General features: G+C 68.6%; 16 protein-coding genes. 8 read left to right on the forward strand and 8 right to left on the reverse strand.

The genetic code is table 11. From position 1 onward, the window contains the following. The first annotated feature begins 67 nt into the window (after window positions 1-67). Entirely contained in the window at window positions 68-1,039 is a 972-nt protein-coding gene (locus ACZ6DL_RS08890) for an MBL fold metallo-hydrolase (protein WP_466050016.1), read from the forward strand. A 6-nt stretch (window positions 1,040-1,045) separates the two neighbouring features. On the opposite strand, the gene ACZ6DL_RS08895 is transcribed toward ACZ6DL_RS08890, so the two are convergent. Then, the gene (locus ACZ6DL_RS08895; protein WP_466050017.1) at window positions 1,046-2,023 is read right to left on the reverse strand and encodes an NAD(P)H-dependent flavin oxidoreductase; all 978 of its coding nucleotides are present in this window, start codon (window positions 2,021-2,023) and stop codon (window positions 1,046-1,048) included. Between the two features lie 342 nt (window positions 2,024-2,365). Here ACZ6DL_RS08895 and fadD5 point away from each other — a divergent pair, with 342 nt between their 5' ends. Both fadD5 and ACZ6DL_RS08905 read left to right on the forward strand, forming a co-directional pair. Next, window positions 2,366-3,937, forward strand: a complete 1,572-nt coding sequence (fadD5, locus tag ACZ6DL_RS08900; RefSeq protein WP_466050018.1) for a fatty-acid--CoA ligase FadD5 — start codon at window positions 2,366-2,368, stop codon at window positions 3,935-3,937. A gap of 67 nt (window positions 3,938-4,004) precedes the next feature. After that, entirely contained in the window at window positions 4,005-4,607 is a 603-nt protein-coding gene (locus ACZ6DL_RS08905; protein ID WP_466050019.1) for a cysteine hydrolase family protein, read from the forward strand. Between the two features lie 201 nt (window positions 4,608-4,808). On the opposite strand, the gene ACZ6DL_RS08910 is transcribed toward ACZ6DL_RS08905, so the two are convergent. Beyond that, a complete protein-coding gene (locus ACZ6DL_RS08910; protein WP_466050020.1) occupies window positions 4,809-5,384 on the reverse strand; it encodes a TetR/AcrR family transcriptional regulator in 576 nt (191 codons plus the stop codon). A 99-nt stretch (window positions 5,385-5,483) separates the two neighbouring features. On the opposite strand from ACZ6DL_RS08910, the gene ACZ6DL_RS08915 reads away from it, so the two are divergent. Further along, complete coding sequence (locus tag ACZ6DL_RS08915; protein WP_466050021.1) at window positions 5,484-6,167, forward strand: class I SAM-dependent methyltransferase; 684 nt, start codon at window positions 5,484-5,486, stop codon at window positions 6,165-6,167. 27 nt (window positions 6,168-6,194) lie between these two features. Here the strand turns inward: ACZ6DL_RS08915 and ACZ6DL_RS08920 are convergent, their stop codons facing one another. After that, window positions 6,195-8,567, reverse strand: a complete 2,373-nt coding sequence (locus ACZ6DL_RS08920) for a lysylphosphatidylglycerol synthase transmembrane domain-containing protein (protein WP_466050022.1) — start codon at window positions 8,565-8,567, stop codon at window positions 6,195-6,197. 276 nt (window positions 8,568-8,843) lie between these two features. Here ACZ6DL_RS08920 and ACZ6DL_RS08925 point away from each other — a divergent pair, with 276 nt between their 5' ends. Together ACZ6DL_RS08925 and ACZ6DL_RS08930 are read left to right on the forward strand one after the other, a co-directional pair. Further along, window positions 8,844-9,743, forward strand: coding sequence for a polysaccharide deacetylase family protein (locus ACZ6DL_RS08925; protein ID WP_466050023.1), 900 nt, complete (start codon window positions 8,844-8,846; stop codon window positions 9,741-9,743). Window positions 9,744-9,763: 20 nt separating this feature from the next. After that, window positions 9,764-10,633 carry an SDR family NAD(P)-dependent oxidoreductase gene (locus tag ACZ6DL_RS08930; RefSeq protein WP_466050024.1) on the forward strand — a complete coding sequence of 290 codons (870 nt, stop codon included), beginning with the start codon at window positions 9,764-9,766 and terminating at the stop codon, window positions 10,631-10,633. A gap of 8 nt (window positions 10,634-10,641) precedes the next feature. On the opposite strand, the gene ACZ6DL_RS08935 is transcribed toward ACZ6DL_RS08930, so the two are convergent. Together ACZ6DL_RS08935 and ACZ6DL_RS08940 are read right to left on the reverse strand one after the other, a co-directional pair. Then, window positions 10,642-11,412, reverse strand: a complete 771-nt coding sequence (locus tag ACZ6DL_RS08935) for an SDR family NAD(P)-dependent oxidoreductase (protein ID WP_466050025.1) — start codon at window positions 11,410-11,412, stop codon at window positions 10,642-10,644. After that, entirely contained in the window at window positions 11,399-12,193 is a 795-nt protein-coding gene (locus tag ACZ6DL_RS08940) for a 2OG-Fe(II) oxygenase family protein (RefSeq protein WP_466050026.1), read from the reverse strand. The genes ACZ6DL_RS08935 and ACZ6DL_RS08940 overlap by 14 nt, the downstream gene beginning before the upstream one ends. Before the next feature lie 84 nt (window positions 12,194-12,277). On the opposite strand from ACZ6DL_RS08940, the gene ACZ6DL_RS08945 reads away from it, so the two are divergent. Then, window positions 12,278-12,877 carry a DUF459 domain-containing protein gene (locus ACZ6DL_RS08945; protein ID WP_466050027.1) on the forward strand — a complete coding sequence of 200 codons (600 nt, stop codon included), beginning with the start codon at window positions 12,278-12,280 and terminating at the stop codon, window positions 12,875-12,877. Window positions 12,878-12,972: 95 nt separating this feature from the next. Here the strand turns inward: ACZ6DL_RS08945 and ACZ6DL_RS08950 are convergent, their stop codons facing one another. Then, window positions 12,973-14,463, reverse strand: coding sequence for an ABC1 kinase family protein (locus tag ACZ6DL_RS08950; RefSeq protein ID WP_466050028.1), 1,491 nt, complete (start codon window positions 14,461-14,463; stop codon window positions 12,973-12,975). 105 nt (window positions 14,464-14,568) lie between these two features. On the opposite strand from ACZ6DL_RS08950, the gene ACZ6DL_RS08955 reads away from it, so the two are divergent. Further along, a complete protein-coding gene (locus ACZ6DL_RS08955; RefSeq protein WP_466050029.1) occupies window positions 14,569-15,345 on the forward strand; it encodes a GntR family transcriptional regulator in 777 nt (258 codons plus the stop codon). A gap of 418 nt (window positions 15,346-15,763) precedes the next feature. Here the strand turns inward: ACZ6DL_RS08955 and ACZ6DL_RS08960 are convergent, their stop codons facing one another. Beyond that, window positions 15,764-16,888, reverse strand: coding sequence for an NAD(P)H-dependent flavin oxidoreductase (locus ACZ6DL_RS08960; protein WP_466050030.1), 1,125 nt, complete (start codon window positions 16,886-16,888; stop codon window positions 15,764-15,766). Between the two features lie 216 nt (window positions 16,889-17,104). Further along, window positions 17,105-18,448: a WS/DGAT/MGAT family O-acyltransferase gene (locus ACZ6DL_RS08965; RefSeq protein ID WP_466050031.1), complete on the reverse strand. Its 1,344-nt coding sequence runs from the start codon at window positions 18,446-18,448 to the stop codon at window positions 17,105-17,107. Window positions 18,449-18,543 lie beyond the last annotated feature (95 nt).

The following is an 18,543-nucleotide window of genomic DNA, read 5'->3' on the forward strand; positions in this document are numbered from 1 at the left end:
CAAGGTCGCATATCCGCTGCCAGCCCGGCTCTTTCGCGAACCGGCGGTGATCGCATACCGTGGCATCGTGACCGAACCGGACAGCGGTGCCGCCACCCGCGCCGAGCGCACACCGACTCTGCCCGTCCTGCTGCGCTGCTGCGCCGCGCTGGCGGCCACGCCGGGCCGGTTGTTGCGGCCGCGCCGCCCCGACACCACCCTGCTGGCGAACCTCGAGGTGCTGCCGCCGCCCCCCGCGAGCGCCACGGTCGAGCTGACCGTGCTGACCCAGGCCACCATGTCCGCGCCGACCACCATCGTGGCCGAGGGCGTGCGCAGCCTGCGGGAGATGCGGCTGTCCATGGCGGCGTTCCTGGTCGAGCATCCGAAGGCGCGTTTCCTGGTCGATCCGGCCCTGTGCGCGGGCGTGCACGAACGCGTGCTGCCCGAACTTCCCTTCCCGGTGCCGCTGCTCGTCGCGCCGGACAAGCCGGTGCTCGGTCTGGCCGACGCGCTCGCCGCGCACGACGTGGCGGGCGAGGACATCGATTTCGTGGTGCCGACCCACCTGCACTGGGACCATGTCTCGGGCCTGCTCGAGTTGCCCGCATCGGTCGAGATCCGGTTGCCGGGAGCCGAGTACGACTGGGCTATGGGCGGCCCGCACGCGCCTGCCGGTGTGGCGCGCGGCCCGCTGCGTGGACGCGGCTTCGATCGCTTCGACCTCGACGGCCCGCCGGTGCTGACCTTCCCGCGCAGCAAGGACCTGTTCGGCGACGGTTCGGTGCTATTGGTCGATCTCGCGGGCCACACGCCGGGCAGCATCGGTGTGCTGCTGGCGGTGGACGACGGCAGCAGGGTGCTGCTCGCGGGCGACGCCGTCTGGAGCAAATTGCAGGTCGATCTGCTGCGGGAGAAGGCGCCGATGCCCGGCAAGCTGTTCGACGCCGACCGGGACGCCGCCTTCGCCACCATCCACCGCCTGCACGCGCTGCCCGACGGCATCGAACTCGTCGCGAGCCACGACTACGCGGCCGTCACCGCCCGCGCGGCCAGGTAACTCCGGTCAGCCGACCACCACGGTTTCGGCGAGGCGCGCGGTGATCAGCTGCTCGGCCTCGGTGACCATCCGGCCGATCAGTTCGGCGCAGGTCGGTATGTCGTGGATCAAGCCCTGGCACAGGCCGACCGACCAGATGCCCGCGTCCAGATCGCCCTCTTCGAACACCCGGCGGCCGCGCGCTCCCGCGACCAGATCCCGCACGTCGTCGAAGGTGCCGCCGGACTTCTCGATCTCGACGACCTTGCGGCTGATCTCGTTGTCCGCGACCCGCGCCGTGTTGCGCATGGTGCGGAAGATGAGCTGGGTGTCGCGCTCGGAGTTCGCGACGATCTTCTCCTTGACCTTCTGATCGATCGAGGACTCCCGCGTGCACAGGAACCGGGTGCCCATGTTGACGCCGTCCGCGCCGAGGGCGAGCGCGGCGACCAGGCCGCGGGCGTCGGCGATCCCGCCGGAGGCGATCATCGGGATGGTCAGTTCGCGGGCGGCGGCGGGGATGAGCACGAGGCCGGGAACGTCGTCCTCGCCGGGATGGCCCGCGCACTCGAAGCCGTCGATGCTCACCCCGTCCACACCGATCCGCTCGGCCTTCAGCGCGTGCCGCACGCTGGTGCACTTGTGCAGCACCTTGATGCCCGCGTCCTTGTAGTAGGGCAGGAACGGCTCCGGGTTGCTGCCCGCCGTCTCGACGATCTTGATGCCGCTGTCGATGATCGCCTGCACGTATTCCGCGTACGGCGGCGGGTTGATCGACGGCAGGATGGTGACGTTCACGCCGAACGGTTTGTCGGTCAGCTCCTTGGTGCGCGCGATCTCGCGGCGCAGGTCGTCGGGGGTCGGCTGGGTCAGGGCCGTGATGAAGCCGAGCCCGCCCGCGTTGGCGACCGCCGCGACGAGTTCGGCCCGCCCCACCCACATCATGCCGCCCTGCACGATCGGGTGCTCCACTCCGAACTTCTCGGTGAACCTGGTCCGCAGCATTGCGCTTCTCCTATACCTCGCGCGGGCGTGCCGGTTCGCCCGTTGGGGTCGATGGTGACACGAGGATCGCCTCGCATTCAACTCATAAGTGAGCCGAGGTTCGCATATTTGATGATCTTTCCCGGCATTGTCCGCACGGTGTCACGACTTGCGATGAGTCCGTATAGCCTGCTAGAAGGCGTGCCGCCGGGCTCGAACCCCGAACCGGTCTGATTAACCCAGATTCATCCCGCTATCCCTTGCCGGTCGTTTAAGTTAGTTGCTATTCTGCACGCGATTCAGCCCGTCGCCGCCGTCGGACAACCCGGCGGGCCGATGACGGTCCGAGAGGAGTTCGTGGCAATGACCACCGGGGCAGCAGCGCTCGACGAACCGATCAGGTCGCGGCGCAACCACTGGAACAACCAGCTCGCCGTGCACGCGCAGATGCGCCCGGACGCGGTCGCGCTGCGATTCCGTGGCGTGGACACCACCTGGCGGCAGTTGCACGAGCGGTCACTGAAGTTCGCCGACGGATTGGCCCGCCGGGGCGTCGGGTTCGGCGACCGAGTGCTGATCCTGGCGCTGAACTACCCGGAGTACCTCGAAGCCGTGTTCGGCATCAACGCGCTCGGCGCGATCGCGGTGCCGGTCAACTTCCGCCTGACGCCGCCGGAGGTCGCCTACATCGTCAGCGACAGTGGAGCCAAGGCGGTCGTCACCGACACCGTGTTGCAGCCGCTGGCCACCGCCGTGCAGGCGCAGGCGCCCGCGCTGGAGACCTGCGTGGTGATCGGCGGCGCGTCCGGCGACGGTGTGATCGGCTTCGACGACCTGCTCGCCGAGCCGGGTGAGCCGCACACCCCGCTGGACATCCTCGAGGACACCCCCAGCCTCATCATGTACACCTCGGGCACCACCGGAAGCCCGAAAGGCGCGGTGCTGACCCACGCGAACATGAACGCCCAGGCGCTGACCTGCATCCGGGCGCTGGCGATGCAACCGGAGTCGATCGGGCTGTGCACCTCGCCGCTGTTCCACATCGCGGGCCTCGGCAGTCTCGCCCCGGCTTTCCTGCTCGGCGCGAAGACGGTGCTGCATCCGCTCGGCGCCTTCGACGCCGGTGAGTTCCTGGACGCGCTGGAGCAGGAGCAGGCCACCTCCGCCTTCTGCGTGCCCGCCCAGTGGCAGCTGGTCTGCGACCACCCGACGGTGAAGGATCGCAAGCTCGCGCTGGAGGCGCTCAGCTGGGGCGCGGCGCCGGCCTCGGACACCGTGCTGCGCGCGATGGCGGAGTGCTTCCCGAACGCGTTCAACGTCGCGGTGTTCGGGCAGACGGAGATGTCGCCGATCACCTGCGTGCTGGAGGGCAAGGACGCGATCCGCAAGCTCGGCTCGGTCGGCAAGCCCATCCCGACCATTCAGGCGCGCATCGTCGACGACGAGATGAACGACGTCGCACCCGGTGAGGTCGGCGAGATCGTCTACCGCGGCCCGACGCTCATGCAGGGTTACTGGAACAAGCCGGAGGCCACCGCCGAGGCGTTCGCTGGCGGCTGGTTCCACTCCGGTGACCTGGTCCGTCAGGACGAAGAGGGCTTCATCTACGTGGTCGACCGTAAGAAGGACATGATCATCTCCGGCGGAGAGAACATCTACTGCGCAGAGGTGGAGAACGTCCTGTTCGCGCACCCGAAGATCCGTGAGGCGGCGGTGGTCGGCCGCACGCACGAGAAGTGGGGCGAGGTGCCGGTCGCGGTGGTCGCGCTGCACAACCCGGACGACGAGTTGACCCTGGCCGAGCTGGAGCCGTTCCTCAACGAGAACCTGGCGCGCTACAAGCACCCCAAGGACCTGGTGCTGCTGGCCGAGCTGCCGCGCAACGCGAGCGGCAAGGTGGTGAAAGTCCAGCTGCGCAAGGAGTATTCGTCCTGAGCGCGCGGTGCGTTCGTTTCACGTGAATCGGACGATTTACCCGGGCGCGGATGCGTAAGGTCGTCGTATGGCGACCCGACGCATCCGCGCCGCCGTGCTGGCGCTGCACTGGCAGGTGAATGTCATTCGGCCGGAAGGCTTTTTCGGTCCGATGCTGGCCGCGCCCGTGGCAACCTCGGGTGTGGTGGCGCGGGCGGCGAACTTCCACACCGCGGCGCTGGCGGCGCGAATACCGGTGATCTTCACCCGGTTCACCATCCCGGTCGGGGAAGGCGAGCTGGTGCGCAACACCGGATTCATGCGCTCGGTCGGCGCGGCGCAGACCGAGTTCCGGCCGGATTCTCCTGGCGCGGCGATCATTCCGGAGATGGCGGCGCAGCCGACGGAAGTCTTCGACAACCAGAAGCTGTCCGGTCTCGCGGGCAGCAAACTGCCGGAGTGGCTGGCGGATCAGGGTATCGAGACGCTCTTCGTCACGGGCGTCGCGACCAATCTCACCGTCGAGCAGACCGCGCGTCACGGCACTGATCTGGGGTTCACCGTGTACCCGGTGGCCGACTGCGTGGCCGCCGCTTCCCCGGAAGCGCACGAAGCCGCGCTGGCCAACCTCGAACTCGTCACCGCGGGCAGCGTGCGGGCCGCGGAGGCGCTGGAACGGGTCGGCCGGTGAGGCGACCGGCGTCGCACCGGACGTAAGCTCTCCGGCCGTGAGCCGGAAATCGACGAACTCGGTGCGCGATAGCCACCGTCGTGATTTCGCCGCTTGCCGCGCTGGCTGTGATCGCGCAGTGGGCCCACGGACATAAGGATCGCCGGTACCGAAGGCGACCCGAACTCGGCGACGGATCGTGTGACCCGGTGCGAAACCCGCTCACTCGTGGGCGCGCTCGGTCAACCCGTGCCCGACCAGGCTGATCACCCGTCGGTACGCGTCCTCGGCCGAGAGCGGTGGGTGCCCCTCCGCGATGGCGCCGAGCAGGCCGACGACGCCCCAGGACAGGAACGTCACGGTGGTCGCGAACTCGTCCTCCGGCATCGCCAGCCGGTCGCGCAGCCGCTCGGCGACGATCTGCGCGACCATCACCCGGGCGGTGCGCAGCAGCACGGTACCGCTCTTGCGACCGAGCAGAGCCCGGTAGATCTCCGGATGACCCGCGGCCAGTTCGAACAGAGTACGGACCGGCGCCAGCAGGTCGGGCGCATCGGCGTCCGTCTCGGCCGCCGCCAGGGCCGCGCGCAGGTAATCGGTGCTGCTGCGCAACAGCAGATCGTCTTTGTCCCGGTAGTGCGCGTAGAACGTCGACCGCCCGACGTCCGCGCGAGCCAGGATGTCGCGGACGGTGATCCGGTCGTAAGCGCGCTCGACCATGAGCTCGATCAGCGCCCGATGCAGCAGGGCTCTGGTGCGCCGGACCCGGCGATCGGCGCTGTCCTGTTCTTCCGGCACGATGCCTCCCGCACAAATGTCTCGTATGCGTCCGGTTCCGGACGGATCCCGGGGCATTGCCCCTGGTCGGCGGGTGCGTGCTGGGCCGATCCTGAACTCATGTCCGGAAACGAACCCCAGTCTGCCATCACTTCGCACGCCGACGTCGGCGTCCTGCTCACCCAACCGCGCCGCTACCGCGCGTTCAAGGCCGCTTTCCTGCTCGACCGGGGAGATCGCCTGAACGGCCGCCTCGCCGAACTGGCCCGCCCGGCGCCCGGCGCGCACGTCATCGATATCGGTTGCGGCCCGGGCGACCTCGCCCTTGTGCTGGCGCGCCGCACCGGGCAAGTCACCGGCGTCGACCCATCGCCGCAGATGATCGACTACGCCACCGCGCGCTCCCGCGACCTGGCGAACTGCCGATTCGAACTCGGTACGGCGCAGGCGCTCCCCTTGCCCGACGCGTCCGCGGATCTGGTGACCTCGACCTTCGCGATGCACCACATCCCCGCCCCGCGCCGAAGCGACGCCGTCGCGCAGATGTTCCGAGTGCTGCGACCCGGGGGCCGGCTCTTGCTCGCCGACACCTATCCGACCGACCCGTTGCGCTCCGCCGCCGTGCGCGTCATGGCGCGGTTCGCGGCCCACCGCACCCACGACACCGGCCACGACCACGGTGATCCCATGGCCGGAGTAGATATCCGCCGATACCGGGACATGTTGCGCGCGAATGGGTTCGAGGACGTCGAGTTCGTCACGGTGCGCCCCGCGACCGGCGTCCTGCTGGCCACCAAGCCGTAGGAAGTCCGTCCGTGGGCGAATGTAGGCCTAGATCAAGTCCTGCTTCGCCAGCCAGCGCATGGTGGCCCAGCCGCAGAACACCGGAAGCCAGCAGGTGAGCACGCGGTAGAGCAGCACCGAGGGCACCGCGATGTCGGCGGGCAGGCCGAACGCGGCCAGACCACCGATCAGCGCGGCCTCGACCGCGCCGACACCGCCCGGGGTCGGCGCGGCCGAGGCCAGCGTGCCGCCGATCATGGTGACGATGGTGACTGTGATGAACGTGGTGCCGCCGCCGAACGCCTCGACGCTGGCCCAGAGCGCACCGGCGAGGCCGAGGGTGATCGCCGCGCAGCCGAGGACGATCACCGCCGAGCGCCTGGGGTCGCGGGCGAGTACGGCCAGCTCGCCGAGCACTTCCTGTAGTTGCGGGCGCACCGCGTTGTTCAGCCACCGGCGCAGTTTGGGCACGAACATGAACGTGCCGACGATGCCGACGCCGACACCGGCGAGCAGATACAGCACCGTCGCGTCCGGGACGAAGTGCGAGAGATCCGTCGAGGTACCCGCCAAGATGCTGAACGCGAGCAGCAGGCTGACGTGCGTCATCACCTGCACCGCCTGTTGCAGCGCCACCGCGGCGGTGGCGCGCACCGCGCCGACGCCACCCTTTTGCAGGAAGCGGACGCTCAGCGCGAGCCCACCGACCCGCGCGGGCGTGGTCGTCGCGGCGAAAGTGTTGGCGATCTGCATGATCACCAGATTGCGAAAGCTCACCGCGCCGGACGCGCAAGCCCACAGCGCCGCCGCCGCGCCGACATAGGTCAGCGCCGAGACCGCGAGCCCCAGCAGCGCCCACCACCAGTTCGCCGTCCGCAGCTGGGTGAAGAAGGTGGGCACGGCGCTGATGAACGGATAGGCGACGTACACGAGCGCGATCAGCAGTACCAGCTGGATGATCTGGTTACGGGAGAACCGGGTGATCTGCTCGGCTTCGATCCGATTCTGCCCGGTTTGTTTGCGCACCTCGTCGCGGGCGGCGGACAGCACGGCCTTCCAATCCGGCACCGCCTTGCGGATCCCGGGCGGTACGGCGGATTTGGTCAACCGGCTGGCCGCGGCGAGCACCCGCGCTTCGCCGAGGGTGTCGATCGCCGCGCACACCGCGGGCTCCTTGCCGAAAATCGCGGTGGTGGTCACCAGCAACTGGGCGATATCGGATTGCAATTGCGCGTCCGACGCTCCGTACTCGGCGTTGCCGAACCCGCCGAACAACGTGACGCCGTCGTCTACGCGGATGTCGATCGGCCGCAGGTCGCCGTGCGAGATCCGCTTCTGATGCAAGGTGTCGAGGGCTCGCCACACCCCGGGCAGCGCGTCGGCGGACCGATCGGTGATCGGCACGCCCCGGGGCCGGGTGTGCGCGTACAACATCCAGCCGCGGGAGAGCGCGGCGACCGCGACGGGCGTACTGCTGCCCAATCCCAGGTCGCCAACGGCGATCGTCATGAGGGCGCGATGCTCGACCACGCGGTGCATGGAACCGTGGATGGCCGCGGTCTCGCTGGAGCGGAATGTCAACCAGCGCCACAACTGCCGCAGCGCGCCGAAGCTGCGCTGATTCTTGCCGAACATCTCGATGGCCAGTTCGCGTTCCGGCCCTTCGACGGCGGCGGCGAGCATCAACGGCCCCCGGCCCGCCGGATGCACCACGGTGAATCCGGTGACGGTATGACCGCGTCCGGCGAGCACCCGGACGGCCGCGTCGAGGGGGACCTCCAGCGCGGGAGTGCCCACCACGAGCACGATCACCGCGCCGACCAGCCAGCCGACCGCCAGCCCGAACATCGCCCGCGCGGGCACCACGGTGCTGACCACGAGATGGATCGGCGCGAACGCCAGCAGCAGGAACCACAGCCAGCGCCGCGGCCGGACGGGCAGCCACGGGCTGGCGACGGTGAGCATCGCGGCGATCATCGCGATCCAGCGCGGATCGTCCAGGAACTGGGACAAGAAGGTGTCCAACCGGTCCGGAACCTGCAGATGCCATTTCGGCGCGGACAGCCCGGTCCCGGTGATCGACAGCAGCAGTCCGGCGACCGCACCGGCCGCCGCGTAACCGGCGAGCAGCTTCCACTGCCTGCCGATGATCAGTTCGATCAGGATCGCGAACGGCAGTGCGAGAATCGCCATGCCGTAGACCAGATACACCAGGTTCGACTGGTCCGGATTGAGGAAACCGACGATGTTGGAGACCGAGCGTTCCAGCGCCAGCCATTCCGGGCGGGTGATCAGCGATGCCGCGATCACGACCGCCACCCACAGCGCCGCGAGAACGACGCGAATGATGTCGCTCGTCCGCCGGATCAGCGGTTGTAGCAGGTTGCCCGTGACGGGGATCTCCCGCCCGTCCACTCGCATGCTGTTCCGCCTCTCCGGGTCTTCAGGCCGTACTGTTCAGCTGGCGCAGGATTTGCGTGCAGGTCCTGCGTGGGGTGCCACTCCTGTTCTGTGCGTGCCCGGCGAGTTACCCATGTGCGTACGAAATCAGTTGCCGCGTTCGCTGCACGATACCGGCCGATGCGCGGCGTGAACTCGGCGAACCCAGCCGCTGTCGGGATCGATGAGGCGCTGTGCCGGACATCACTCGAGATCGAGGTTGATCCTCACACTAGTGTCAAGTTCGAGCATGAGGGCATGGACAACGAACTCTTCGGCTACAGCCCGATCGTCGACCGCCCGCCGCTGCGCTGGCCCGGCAATGCCCGGGTCGCGTTCTATCTCGGGCTCAATGTCGAGCACTACCAGGTGGACCGCCCGTCCACGAGCATCTTCCCCGGCACCGCCGGGCTCGCGCCCGACCCGCTGAACTACGGGTGGCGCGATTACGGGCCGCGCGTCGGCATCTGGCGGGTGATCGAGGTGCTCGACCGGCACGGCATCCGGGCCAGCGCGTTGCTCAACTCGGATGTGGCCGAACGCTATCCCCAGATCGTGGCGGCAGGGGTGCGGCGGAACTGGGCGTGGCTCGCGCACGGGAAGAACAACTCGATCCTCCAGGCCGACCTTCCGCCGGACGAGGAGCGCGCCTACCTCGCCGACGTGGTCACGACCATCGAACGAGCGACCGGGCGCAGGCCGCGTGGCTGGATGGGACCGGCGCTCACCGAGTCGTTCCTGACCCCGTCGCTGTTGGCCGAACTCGGCCTCGGCTACGTGCTCGACTGGACCAACGACGACCAGCCTTATCCCCTGTCGGTGCCCGGCCTGCTCAGCGTCCCCTACTCGGTGGAACTCAACGACAACACGCTGTTCCTGGGCAAGGCCACCAGCGGACCGGACTTCGTGCGGATCGTGCGCGATCAGCTCGACCAGCTCTACGCGGAGTCGGCAGGCAGCGGGCGTGTCATGGCGCTGGCCCTGCACCCGTTCGTGATCGGGCAGGCGTTCCGGATCAAGTACCTGGATCAAGCGCTCGACTACGTGGCCGACCACCCGGGGGTGTGGCTGACCACCAGCGACGAGATCGCCGAGCACTACGCGGGCGCGTCGATGCTTGCCGAATACGCGCGAGCCGAAGACGATCGGGTCACGTAAACGAGGCTCGGGAGGCAGCGATGACAGCGCAGGACGAGGTACACGACAAGGACCTCACCGGAAAGACGGTGGTGGTGACCGGCGCGAGCTCCGGTATCGGCGCCGCCGCGGCACAGGTGCTCGCCGCGCGCGGCGCAAGCGTCGCGGTGGTCGGCCGATCACCGGAGCGGACCGCCGAGGTGGCGGCGAAGGCAGGGGCGGAGCCGTTCGTCGCCGACTTCGCCCAGCTCGACGACGTGCGCAAGCTGGCCGACCAACTGCTCGACCGGTATCCCAGGATCGACGTGCTGGCCAACAACGCGGGCGGCGCGTGGCCCAAGCGGACGGTGACCGACGACGGCAACGAACTCACCTTCCAGGTCAATCACCTGGCGCCGTTCCTGCTCACCAACCTGCTGCTGGAGCGCTTGGCCCACTCGCAGGCCCGGGTGGTGAACACCGCGAGCATGACCTACCGGATGGCCAAGCTGGACCTGGACACGGCCAACGCGGCGACGGGCTCGTTCAACCAGCTCGGCGCGTACGGCACGTCGAAACTGGCGAATATCCTGTTCACCCGGGAACTGGCCCGCCGTAGCGAGGGCACCGGGATCACCACCGCGGCCTTCCATCCCGGCGCGGTCGCCACCCACGTCTACGACAACGCCCCGTTCGGCCTCGGCTGGTTCATCCGGTCCCCGCTGGCGCGCCCGTTCTTCATCCAACCGGACAAGGGCGCGCAGCCGCTGGTGCACCTCGCCACCACCGCCGACGGCGCGGCGATCAACGGGCAGTACTTCCACCGGTTCGAGCTGGAGCCGCCGAGCAACAAGCAGGCGGTCGACGCCGATCTCGCGCGACGACTGTGGACGCTGTCCGAGCAGGCCACCGGGCTGACGCCGAGCGAATAGGGCCGCCCTTACGGCGAGGCGTCGGTGAGCCGCAGGGACAGGCGGTCCACCGGCTCCGGCTCGACGCCGACCCCGTACACCCCACCGGACCGGTCGCTCGCGTCAAGCTCGACGATGGCCCGCGCGACTTGCTCGGTGGGGACCAGGACGGGAAAAGTGTTGGGCGCGATGGCATTCACCCGCACGCCGAACTCGGCGAACTCGGCGGCGAGATTGCGGGTCAGCTGGTTGAGCGCGGCTTTCGACGCGGAGTACAAGGTCTGTCCCGGGTAGACCTCCGAGCCGGAGATGCTCGAGACGTTGACGATGTTCCGGTTGCGCGCGCGATTCTCGGGTCCCGCGTGCAGCCAGCACCGCTGCGCCAGCCGCGCCGAAAGACGCAGTGGTACGGCGACGTTCAATGCGAAGTGGGCATCGAAGTCGTCCAGCGCCGCATCGCCGTCGACGATGCCGCGCGGGTGCAGCCGGACGTGCGCGGCGTTGTTCACCAGCAGGTCGACCCGGCCGAACCGGGCCAGCGCCAGGTCCACCACTCGTTCCACCTCGCCCGGCTGGGTCAGGTCGGATCGGACCACGAACACGCGTGAATCGTTCTCCGGCACCGCGGCGTCCGGTGCCAGCGGATCGACGTACCACTCCAGCTGTGACGGCACCGCGGGAGTGCGGGTGCGGCACACGGCGAGGATGTCGTAGTCGCGATGGTAGGCCTGGCAGAAGGCGTCGCCCAGCGTTCCGCTCGCACCGGTGAGCAGGCAGACGCGGCGTTCACCGGTGGACAATCTTGTCTCCTCCCCAGCACCGTTCGGCGTCCGCCTTGGTGCGATGCACCCACATCACCACACTGTTGCGGTCTCTGATGTTGTTGCCCGCGAACGTGTGCCAGCTGCGCGGAGTCACCTCGAACAGCACGAGCGAATTGTCCAGCGGCGGCACGAGGGCCACCGACGGTAGCTCGGCTCCGTCGCCGAGGTGTTCGTACAGTGCGGTTTCGCCCCCGTCGCCCGGCTCCCACCCCGGATTGCCCAGATAGAACAGCACCGCTACGGCGCGCACGGTCTCGCGCGCGACGACGCCTGGATCGCGCGCTCCGGTCTTGGTGTGGACGGCGCTGTCGGGCAGGCGCACTTCGTCGGGACCCGGTGGCGGCCCGGGGAACCAGGCCGGGTCGAGGTCGTTGTGCGGCCAGCCGAACGGGCTACCCGGTCCGTGATGGTGAATCGACCCTTCGACGTCGCCGGTGGCCTCGACGCCGCCGAGCCGGGCGACCAAGTCGTGCCACTCGCGCGAGGCGAACACCGCGAGCGGTCCGCCGCGCAGGTCGGAGAACCGGATTCGGTCGGCGCTGTAACCATCGGCGACGGTCGTGAACAGGCCGGGGCGCTCCCCGCGAAGCCGCTCGAACTCGTCGGCCATCCGCCGGTAGAACTCGGGAACGAAGACGTCGCGGGCGTAGACGTGCGGGAACGGGAGACTGCGCCGGACCCAGCGCCGGTGGGCGAACAACTTCGCGAACCACTGCGGAACCGGCGGTGTCGCAAGCTCCGGCTCGGTTGTCACCATTACTCCCTCCCGGTCGAACCTCCGTGATCATATTGCCCGCACCCGGCATTCGCGGGCCGGTCTCCGCGCTGCCAGGATCAGGTGGTGAGCCGTGATCTGCGTGTGTGTTTCGTCGGGGATTCGTTCGTCGCCGGTGTCGGCGACCCGGCTTGCCTGGGCTGGGCGGGCAGGCTCGCGTCCGATGCGCACGCGCAGGGCGTCGCGCTGACCGCCTACAACCTAGGGGTCCGCAGGGAAACTTCGGCCGCGATCCTGCGGCGCTTCCGAGCCGAATGCGCGCCCCGCCTGCCGGAGGGCGCGGACGCCAGGGTGGTGCTGTCGTTCGGCGTGAACGACGCCATGCACGAGAACGGCGGTCCGCAGGTGCACCCTGACGAGTCGGTGGCCAATCTGGGCGAACTGCTCGCGCAGGCGGCCGAGCGGCGGTGGCCGGTGCTGATGGTCGCCCCGCCGCCGATCGCGGACGACGAGCACAATGCCCGCACCGCCGCGCTGGACGAGCGATTCGCGCAGGTCTGCGCCCGATCGGAGGTGCCGTACGTACGCGTGCACCAGCCGCTGCGCGTCAATGCGGTGTGGGCCGCCGAGGTCCGCGCGGGCGATGGGGCGCATCCGGGGGCCGCGGGCTACGACGAACTCGCGGCACTCGTCGCCCCGCGGTGGCGCGCGTGGTTGGCGCGGTGAGTCGGCTGTCTGAGACAAAAGGCGGCACGACGGCGGGATCGGACCATATGCGCTGATAGATCAGCGAATCCGCCTGCTGGTCAGCAGAACCGGGTTCACGCGATCGGCATGCCGCGCCTGCTCTTCTCGGCCCGGCGCCTTCGCGCGGTGCCCAGGTCCACCGTGGACGCGATGACCTCCGTGTTCTCTTCCGGGATGAACGCCTCGCTCAATTCCGGTACCCAGCGCACGATTTCGTCGCGATAGGGACCTTCCGTCTCCAGCTGGCCGAGCACGCCCACCAGCGTGAGGAAGGAGCGGGCGAACGGCGTGAAGTAGGCGGGCATGGTCATCTGCCGTACCACATTGCTCAACCGAAGATTGATGGTGCGCAACACTTGTCGGCGCAACCAGCGTGCGGTCAGGCGGTACGTCTCGTGGCGGAAGGGTTCGCCGCACGGGGTTATCGCGGCGTAGAGCGCCTCGCTGTCGATGGCTTGCCCGTTCTCCACGAAACCGTGCCTGCGCGTAGCCGCCGCCAGTTCTCCCGGTCCGCCCCGGAAGATCGCCTTGCAGCAGTCGAGCGTCAGCTCGCCGAAACCCGCGGGCGGCCAAGCGCAGCACGCGCCGAAATCCATGACGCCCAGCCTGCCGTCGGGCAGCACCCGGAAGTTGCCCGGATGCGGATCGGCGTACAGCAATCCGTGACGGCCCCAGCCGGAGGTCACGAAGCGGACCATGAGCATGCCGACCCGGTCGCGCTCGGCCTGCGTGCCGGAGGCGACGACGCGTGGTACCGGCGTGCCTTCGATCCATTCGCTGATCAGCACATCACCGTGCTGCGCAATGACATTCGGTACGTAGAAGTCCGGATCGCCGGCATAGGCCGCGGCGATAGCTGTCTGGTGGGCGGCCTCCGCCGCGTAGTCCAGTTCCCCGGCGACCGACGCGCAGAGCGCTTCGGTCACCGCTTTCACGTCCGCGCCGGGCAGGAACACCGTTGCGAGATAGGAGATCCTGCGCAGGTGGTCCAGATCGCGCGCCACCGCTTGCCTGCCGCCCGGGTACATCACCTTGACCGCGACCGTCCTGCCGTCGTGCCAGACCGCGCGGTGCACCTGCCCGAGCGAGGCGGCCGCGGCGCGGCGGTCGTCGAATTCGCGGAAGCGCGAAAGCCAGTCCGCGCCCATGCTTTCGGCCATGGCGGCGTGCACCGTGTGCGGCAGCATCGCGGGCGCGGCATCCTGGAGCCTGCTGAGCGCGATCCGATACGGTTCGGCCACCTCCCGCGGCAGCGCCAGCTCGTAGATGGCCAGCAGTTGCCCCAGCTTCGCGGCGCAGCCCTTCAGCTCACCGAGCACCTCGAAGATGTGCTGCGCGGTGCGCAGCTGGATGTCGCGATTGACTTCTTCGGCCGATCTGCCCAGCGCCCGCTTGCCCAGGCCCGCGGCCTGTCGTCCGGCGAACGCCATCGGAAGCGCGGCGAGCTTGGCGCCACGGACAGCGCCGTGAACAGGAGGTTTACCATCGGGCCGCGACGCGAAAAGGCGGGATCGCTTGCCCGTGGACCCCGCCTCGGGACGCTCTCCGATGGGCCGGATGGTCATGCCTCACCTCACAGTCGCGCGCACAAGTGTTACACAGGTGCAGTACCGGACAGTAGGGCTTAGACTGTCTGGGACGTGTTCGAAAGTAGTCGAAAGGTGACTTCGATGGGATCCCAGACGGTGGTCGCCGACGTTGCCGACGAGCTGGCGCGCCGGGTTGCCGCGGGGGAATATCAGCCGGGGGATCTCATGCCGTCGGTGCGTCAGGTCGCCGAGGAATTCGAGATGAATCGCGCTACCGCGCAGCTGACCCTGGGTCGGCTGGAGTCGTACGGCTTCGTCGAAGCGAGGCGCGGCAAGGGATTCACGATCCGCGACGTCCGGGAGTCCGGTGGAGTGGACGTGTACCGCCAGCTGTTCCGGTTCTCGATTCCCATGCCGGACATCGCGATAGAGATGTTCCGCGATATCGTCGACGTCGAGCGCAATCTCGTACTCGAGGCGCTGCTCACCTATACGGGTGGCGAACATCGGATCGATTCGGCCGAACTGAAGAACGCGATCGACGAACTGGAATCGATAGCGCGCCAGTCCGATCCGGACTTACGGCAGCTCCTCGCACTCGAGGTCGCGCTGGTGCGCAGGCTGTTGACCGTGCTCGGACTCCCTATGCAGCGCGCGATTTTGAACTCGATCGGCGAGATGGTGCTCGAGGTGCCGGAGGCGGTCGAGTCGTACTTCGCGGGTGCGGCGGACCTGCACGTCCTGGTCTGGCGGGCGCTGGCCGCGGTGTGGGATTCCGGCTCCGGGCCGAGCGAGGCGCAGCTGGCGCTGTTCGAGGATCTGTTCGGTATGTACCACGAGAAGGTCATCGCGCGCTTCGCGGAATTGGTGGCCGGGGTCGTGGACGAGGCCGACAAGTCCCACGCTGCCACCGCCTGATTTTCGTACGCCGCACAAACCGTCTGGGACGGATCGAGGAGGCCAGGGCGGATTCGTCCGCTCGGTACGCCCAGATCCGCCTGTCCGTTGAGTTCGGTGAACAGCCTTGTCTCAGACAAAGTGAAGCAACGGTATGGGTCCCGGCCGCTGAGCCGCTCGCGGGCGGTTCGGGTCCGCAGGGCTCTGCCAGTCGCGACGAAATCATCTCGAGCGACAGAACATCAGTGCTCCGGCCGCGCGCCGAAGAGGCGGCTCGGTGCCGTCCTGAACCGCTCGGGCGCGGCCGAGCGGATGTCACATGGCAGTACCGAAGCCGCCGCGGCAGCAGCGACCAATCGGTACCCGCACTCGAATGTTGCCGCGGGATGCCGCACGGGAAATTCCGCGCGGCATCGCGGCCGGGAACCGGCGCCCGAACTCAGACCCCGCCGTTGAGCTTGTTGAGGCGCTCGCACGCCTCGACGTACTCCTGGATCAGCCGGTTTACCACGTCGGCGGAGCGCTCCACGCGGTTCATCATGCCGACGATCTGGCCGACCGGATTGAAGTTGACGTCCTTGGCGGCCTCCGGATAGCGGTGGCCACGCTTGACGCCGTCCAGCGCGACCATCATCTGCAGCGGCATCGGCAGCGGGTCGGGGGTCTCGGCCCGCTCCCACGCCTCGGTCCAGTCGTTGCGCAGCATGCGGGCGGGCTTGCCGGTCCATGCGCGCGAACGCACGGTGTCGTGGCTGGTCGCGTCGATGTAGGTCTGCATCTGAGCCGGCGGCACATTGGCTTCCTCGACGGTCAGCCACACCGAACCGGTCCACGCGCCCGCGGCGCCCATCGCCATCGCGGCCGCCACCTGGCGGCCGTTGCCGATGCCGCCCGCGGCCAGCACCGGCAGGTCGCCGACGGCGTCGATGACCTGCGGCCACAGCACCATCGAGGAGACCTCGCCGCAGTGGCCGCCGCCCTCGGTGCCCTGGCAGACCACGAAGTCCAGGCCCGCGCGCTTGTGGTTGAGCGCGTGCTTGACCGAACCGCACAGCGCGCCGATCAGCCTGCCGGAGTCCTGCACCTGCTTGATCACGTCCTCCGGCGGGGTGCCGAGGGCGTTGGCCACCAGCTTCGCCTTCGGATGCCGCAGAATCACCTCCACCTGCGGTCCCGCGGTGGTGGCCGTCCAGCCGAGCAACTGGTTGTGGTGCTCGTTCTCCGGCAGCTTCGGCACGCCGTGGTCGGCGAGGATCTTCTCGGCGAAGTCGCGGTGCCCCTGCGGGACGAGTTCGGCCAGCTTGGCTTCCAGCTCCTCGGGGCTCAGATCGTCGATGCCCTTGCCCTCGTACTTGGACGGGATCACCAGGTCGACGCCATATACGCCCTGTACGTGCTCGTCCAGCCAGGCCAGCTCGACCTCGAGCTGCTCGGCGGTGAAGCCGACGGCGCCGAGCACGCCGAGTCCGCCCGCGTTGCTGACCGCGGCCGCCACGTCGCGGCAGTGGGTGAAGGCGAAGATGGGGAATTCGATCCCGAGCCGTTCGCAGATTTCGGTACGCATGGCGTGCTGGTCTCCCTAACTGCTCCGCCGCGAACGGCGCGGCGCAGGTGTACTAGAACGAGTTGCATAAGTGGCGCGCCGTGCGGCCGGGCCGCCGCGCATCGAGTCCACCGCGAGCCGCGCATATCGCCATGAAGCGGCTGCGGCTTCCTCGACCGGCCGTTGCACCATGCATCGACAGTAACACGTTCTAGTTTTCCGGGGAATGCGCTGCCGTCAAGCGGTGGCCCGCTCCAGTTCGGCGAGCGACTCCTCCAAGTGATCGAGCAGGCGAGGCAACTGCGGCACACTGCGGCGGCAGCCGACCACGCCGAAATCGAGGTTGCCCGCGTTGGAGGTGAGCGTGATGTTCACCGCCTGGCCGTCGAACGGGATCGACAACGGATAGCTCGCGTCCAGCCGCGCACCGTTCCAGTACATGGGCTCCCGTGGCCCCGGCACGTTCGAGATCACGATGTTGAAGGTCGGATTGGTCAACGAGATCAGCGCGGGCACGAGATTGAGGGCGAGCGGGCTGAGCATCAGCGCCGACAGCGCCATCGTCTGGTTGCACGAGAGCATGCTGTAGACGTCCTTGCCGTCGCGCATCGACCCGGCGACCACCCGCAGGCGGTCGAGCGGATCGGCGATGTCGGTGCCGAGATTGCACAGCACCGCCCCGACCTTCACCCCGTTGGTCTCGTCGTCGTCCTCGGCGCGCAGCGACATCGGCACCATCGCGATCAACGGCTTGTCCGGCAGCGCGTCCCGTTCGATCAGGTACCGCCGCAGCGCGCCAGCCGACATGGTGAGCACCACATCGTTGAGTGTCGAACCGGACGCTTTCTTCACCTGCTGCAGCCGCTCCAGTGGCCAGGACCGGACCACCGCACGGCGCGCCCCGCCGATCGGTACGTTGAACATGGTGCGCGGGGCCGCGAACGGCAGGGTCAGCTGCTGCCGCGTGAGGGCGGTGCGCGCGGCGCGCAGCACCGACGCGCCGGAGGCGGCCGCGGAGACCAGGTTTCGCGCCGGACCGGCCGCGCCGGACCCCCTGCTGCGCCTACCCCGGGGCAGATGCCACGGCACTCGCGTGGTGCTGGAGGACGGATCGCTGGTCAGCGTGCGCCGCAGCAGGCGTTGGGCCGAGACGCCGTCGATCAACCCGTGATGCATCTTCGAATACAGCGCGAACCTGCCGTCGGCGAGTCCCTCGATCAGATGGAACTCCCACAGCGGGCGATGCCGGTCCAGCAGGCTGCTGTGCAGGCCGGAGGCCAGCTCCACGAGCTGGTCCATGCGGCCCGGCGCGGGCACGGCCAGTCGCCGCACGTGATAGTCGAGTTCCACGTGGTCGGCATGCGTCCACGCCATCTGCGGCGACCCGAAGATGGTTGCGGGATGCTTGCGGAAGGTCGGATCGACGTCGGTGCTTCGGAGTAGTTCGGCGTGGACCCGAGCGGCGAAGTCCGCGCCCGCGTCCTCCGGTGGCTCGAATAATTGCAGCGAACCGACGTGCATCGGCTGTTCCCGGGACTCGGCGAGCAAGAAGACGGCATCGACCGGCGCGATGAATTCCATGATGAGTCGCCCCCTGACGACATGGTGAAAAGGTTCGGAGTTCAGATCGACCACGTTGTCGGCGGGCCCGCGCAGCCATGAAACCGCCGCGACAC

It is taken from the genome of Nocardia sp. NPDC041819, assembly GCF_055590505.1.

Excerpts from the sequence above, each read along its gene's own strand:
- ACZ6DL_RS08915 (WP_466050021.1), top strand. The coding sequence starts at position 5,484 with ATGTCCGGAAACGAACCCCAGTCTGCCATCACTTCGCACGCCGACGTC.
- ACZ6DL_RS08905 (WP_466050019.1), top strand. The coding sequence starts at position 4,005 with ATGGCGACCCGACGCATCCGCGCCGCCGTGCTGGCGCTGCACTGGCAG.
- ACZ6DL_RS08965 (WP_466050031.1), bottom strand. The coding sequence starts at position 18,448 with ATGGAATTCATCGCGCCGGTCGATGCCGTCTTCTTGCTCGCCGAGTCC.
- ACZ6DL_RS08940 (WP_466050026.1), bottom strand. The coding sequence starts at position 12,193 with ATGGTGACAACCGAGCCGGAGCTTGCGACACCGCCGGTTCCGCAGTGG.
- ACZ6DL_RS08950 (WP_466050028.1), bottom strand. The coding sequence starts at position 14,463 with ATGACCATCCGGCCCATCGGAGAGCGTCCCGAGGCGGGGTCCACGGGC.
- ACZ6DL_RS08955 (WP_466050029.1), top strand. The coding sequence starts at position 14,569 with ATGGGATCCCAGACGGTGGTCGCCGACGTTGCCGACGAGCTGGCGCGC.
- ACZ6DL_RS08930 (WP_466050024.1), top strand. The coding sequence starts at position 9,764 with ATGACAGCGCAGGACGAGGTACACGACAAGGACCTCACCGGAAAGACG.
- ACZ6DL_RS08960 (WP_466050030.1), bottom strand. The coding sequence starts at position 16,888 with ATGCGTACCGAAATCTGCGAACGGCTCGGGATCGAATTCCCCATCTTC.
- ACZ6DL_RS08920 (WP_466050022.1), bottom strand. The coding sequence starts at position 8,567 with ATGCGAGTGGACGGGCGGGAGATCCCCGTCACGGGCAACCTGCTACAA.
- ACZ6DL_RS08895 (WP_466050017.1), bottom strand. The coding sequence starts at position 2,023 with ATGCTGCGGACCAGGTTCACCGAGAAGTTCGGAGTGGAGCACCCGATC.
- fadD5 (WP_466050018.1), top strand. The coding sequence starts at position 2,366 with ATGACCACCGGGGCAGCAGCGCTCGACGAACCGATCAGGTCGCGGCGC.
- ACZ6DL_RS08925 (WP_466050023.1), top strand. The coding sequence starts at position 8,844 with ATGGACAACGAACTCTTCGGCTACAGCCCGATCGTCGACCGCCCGCCG.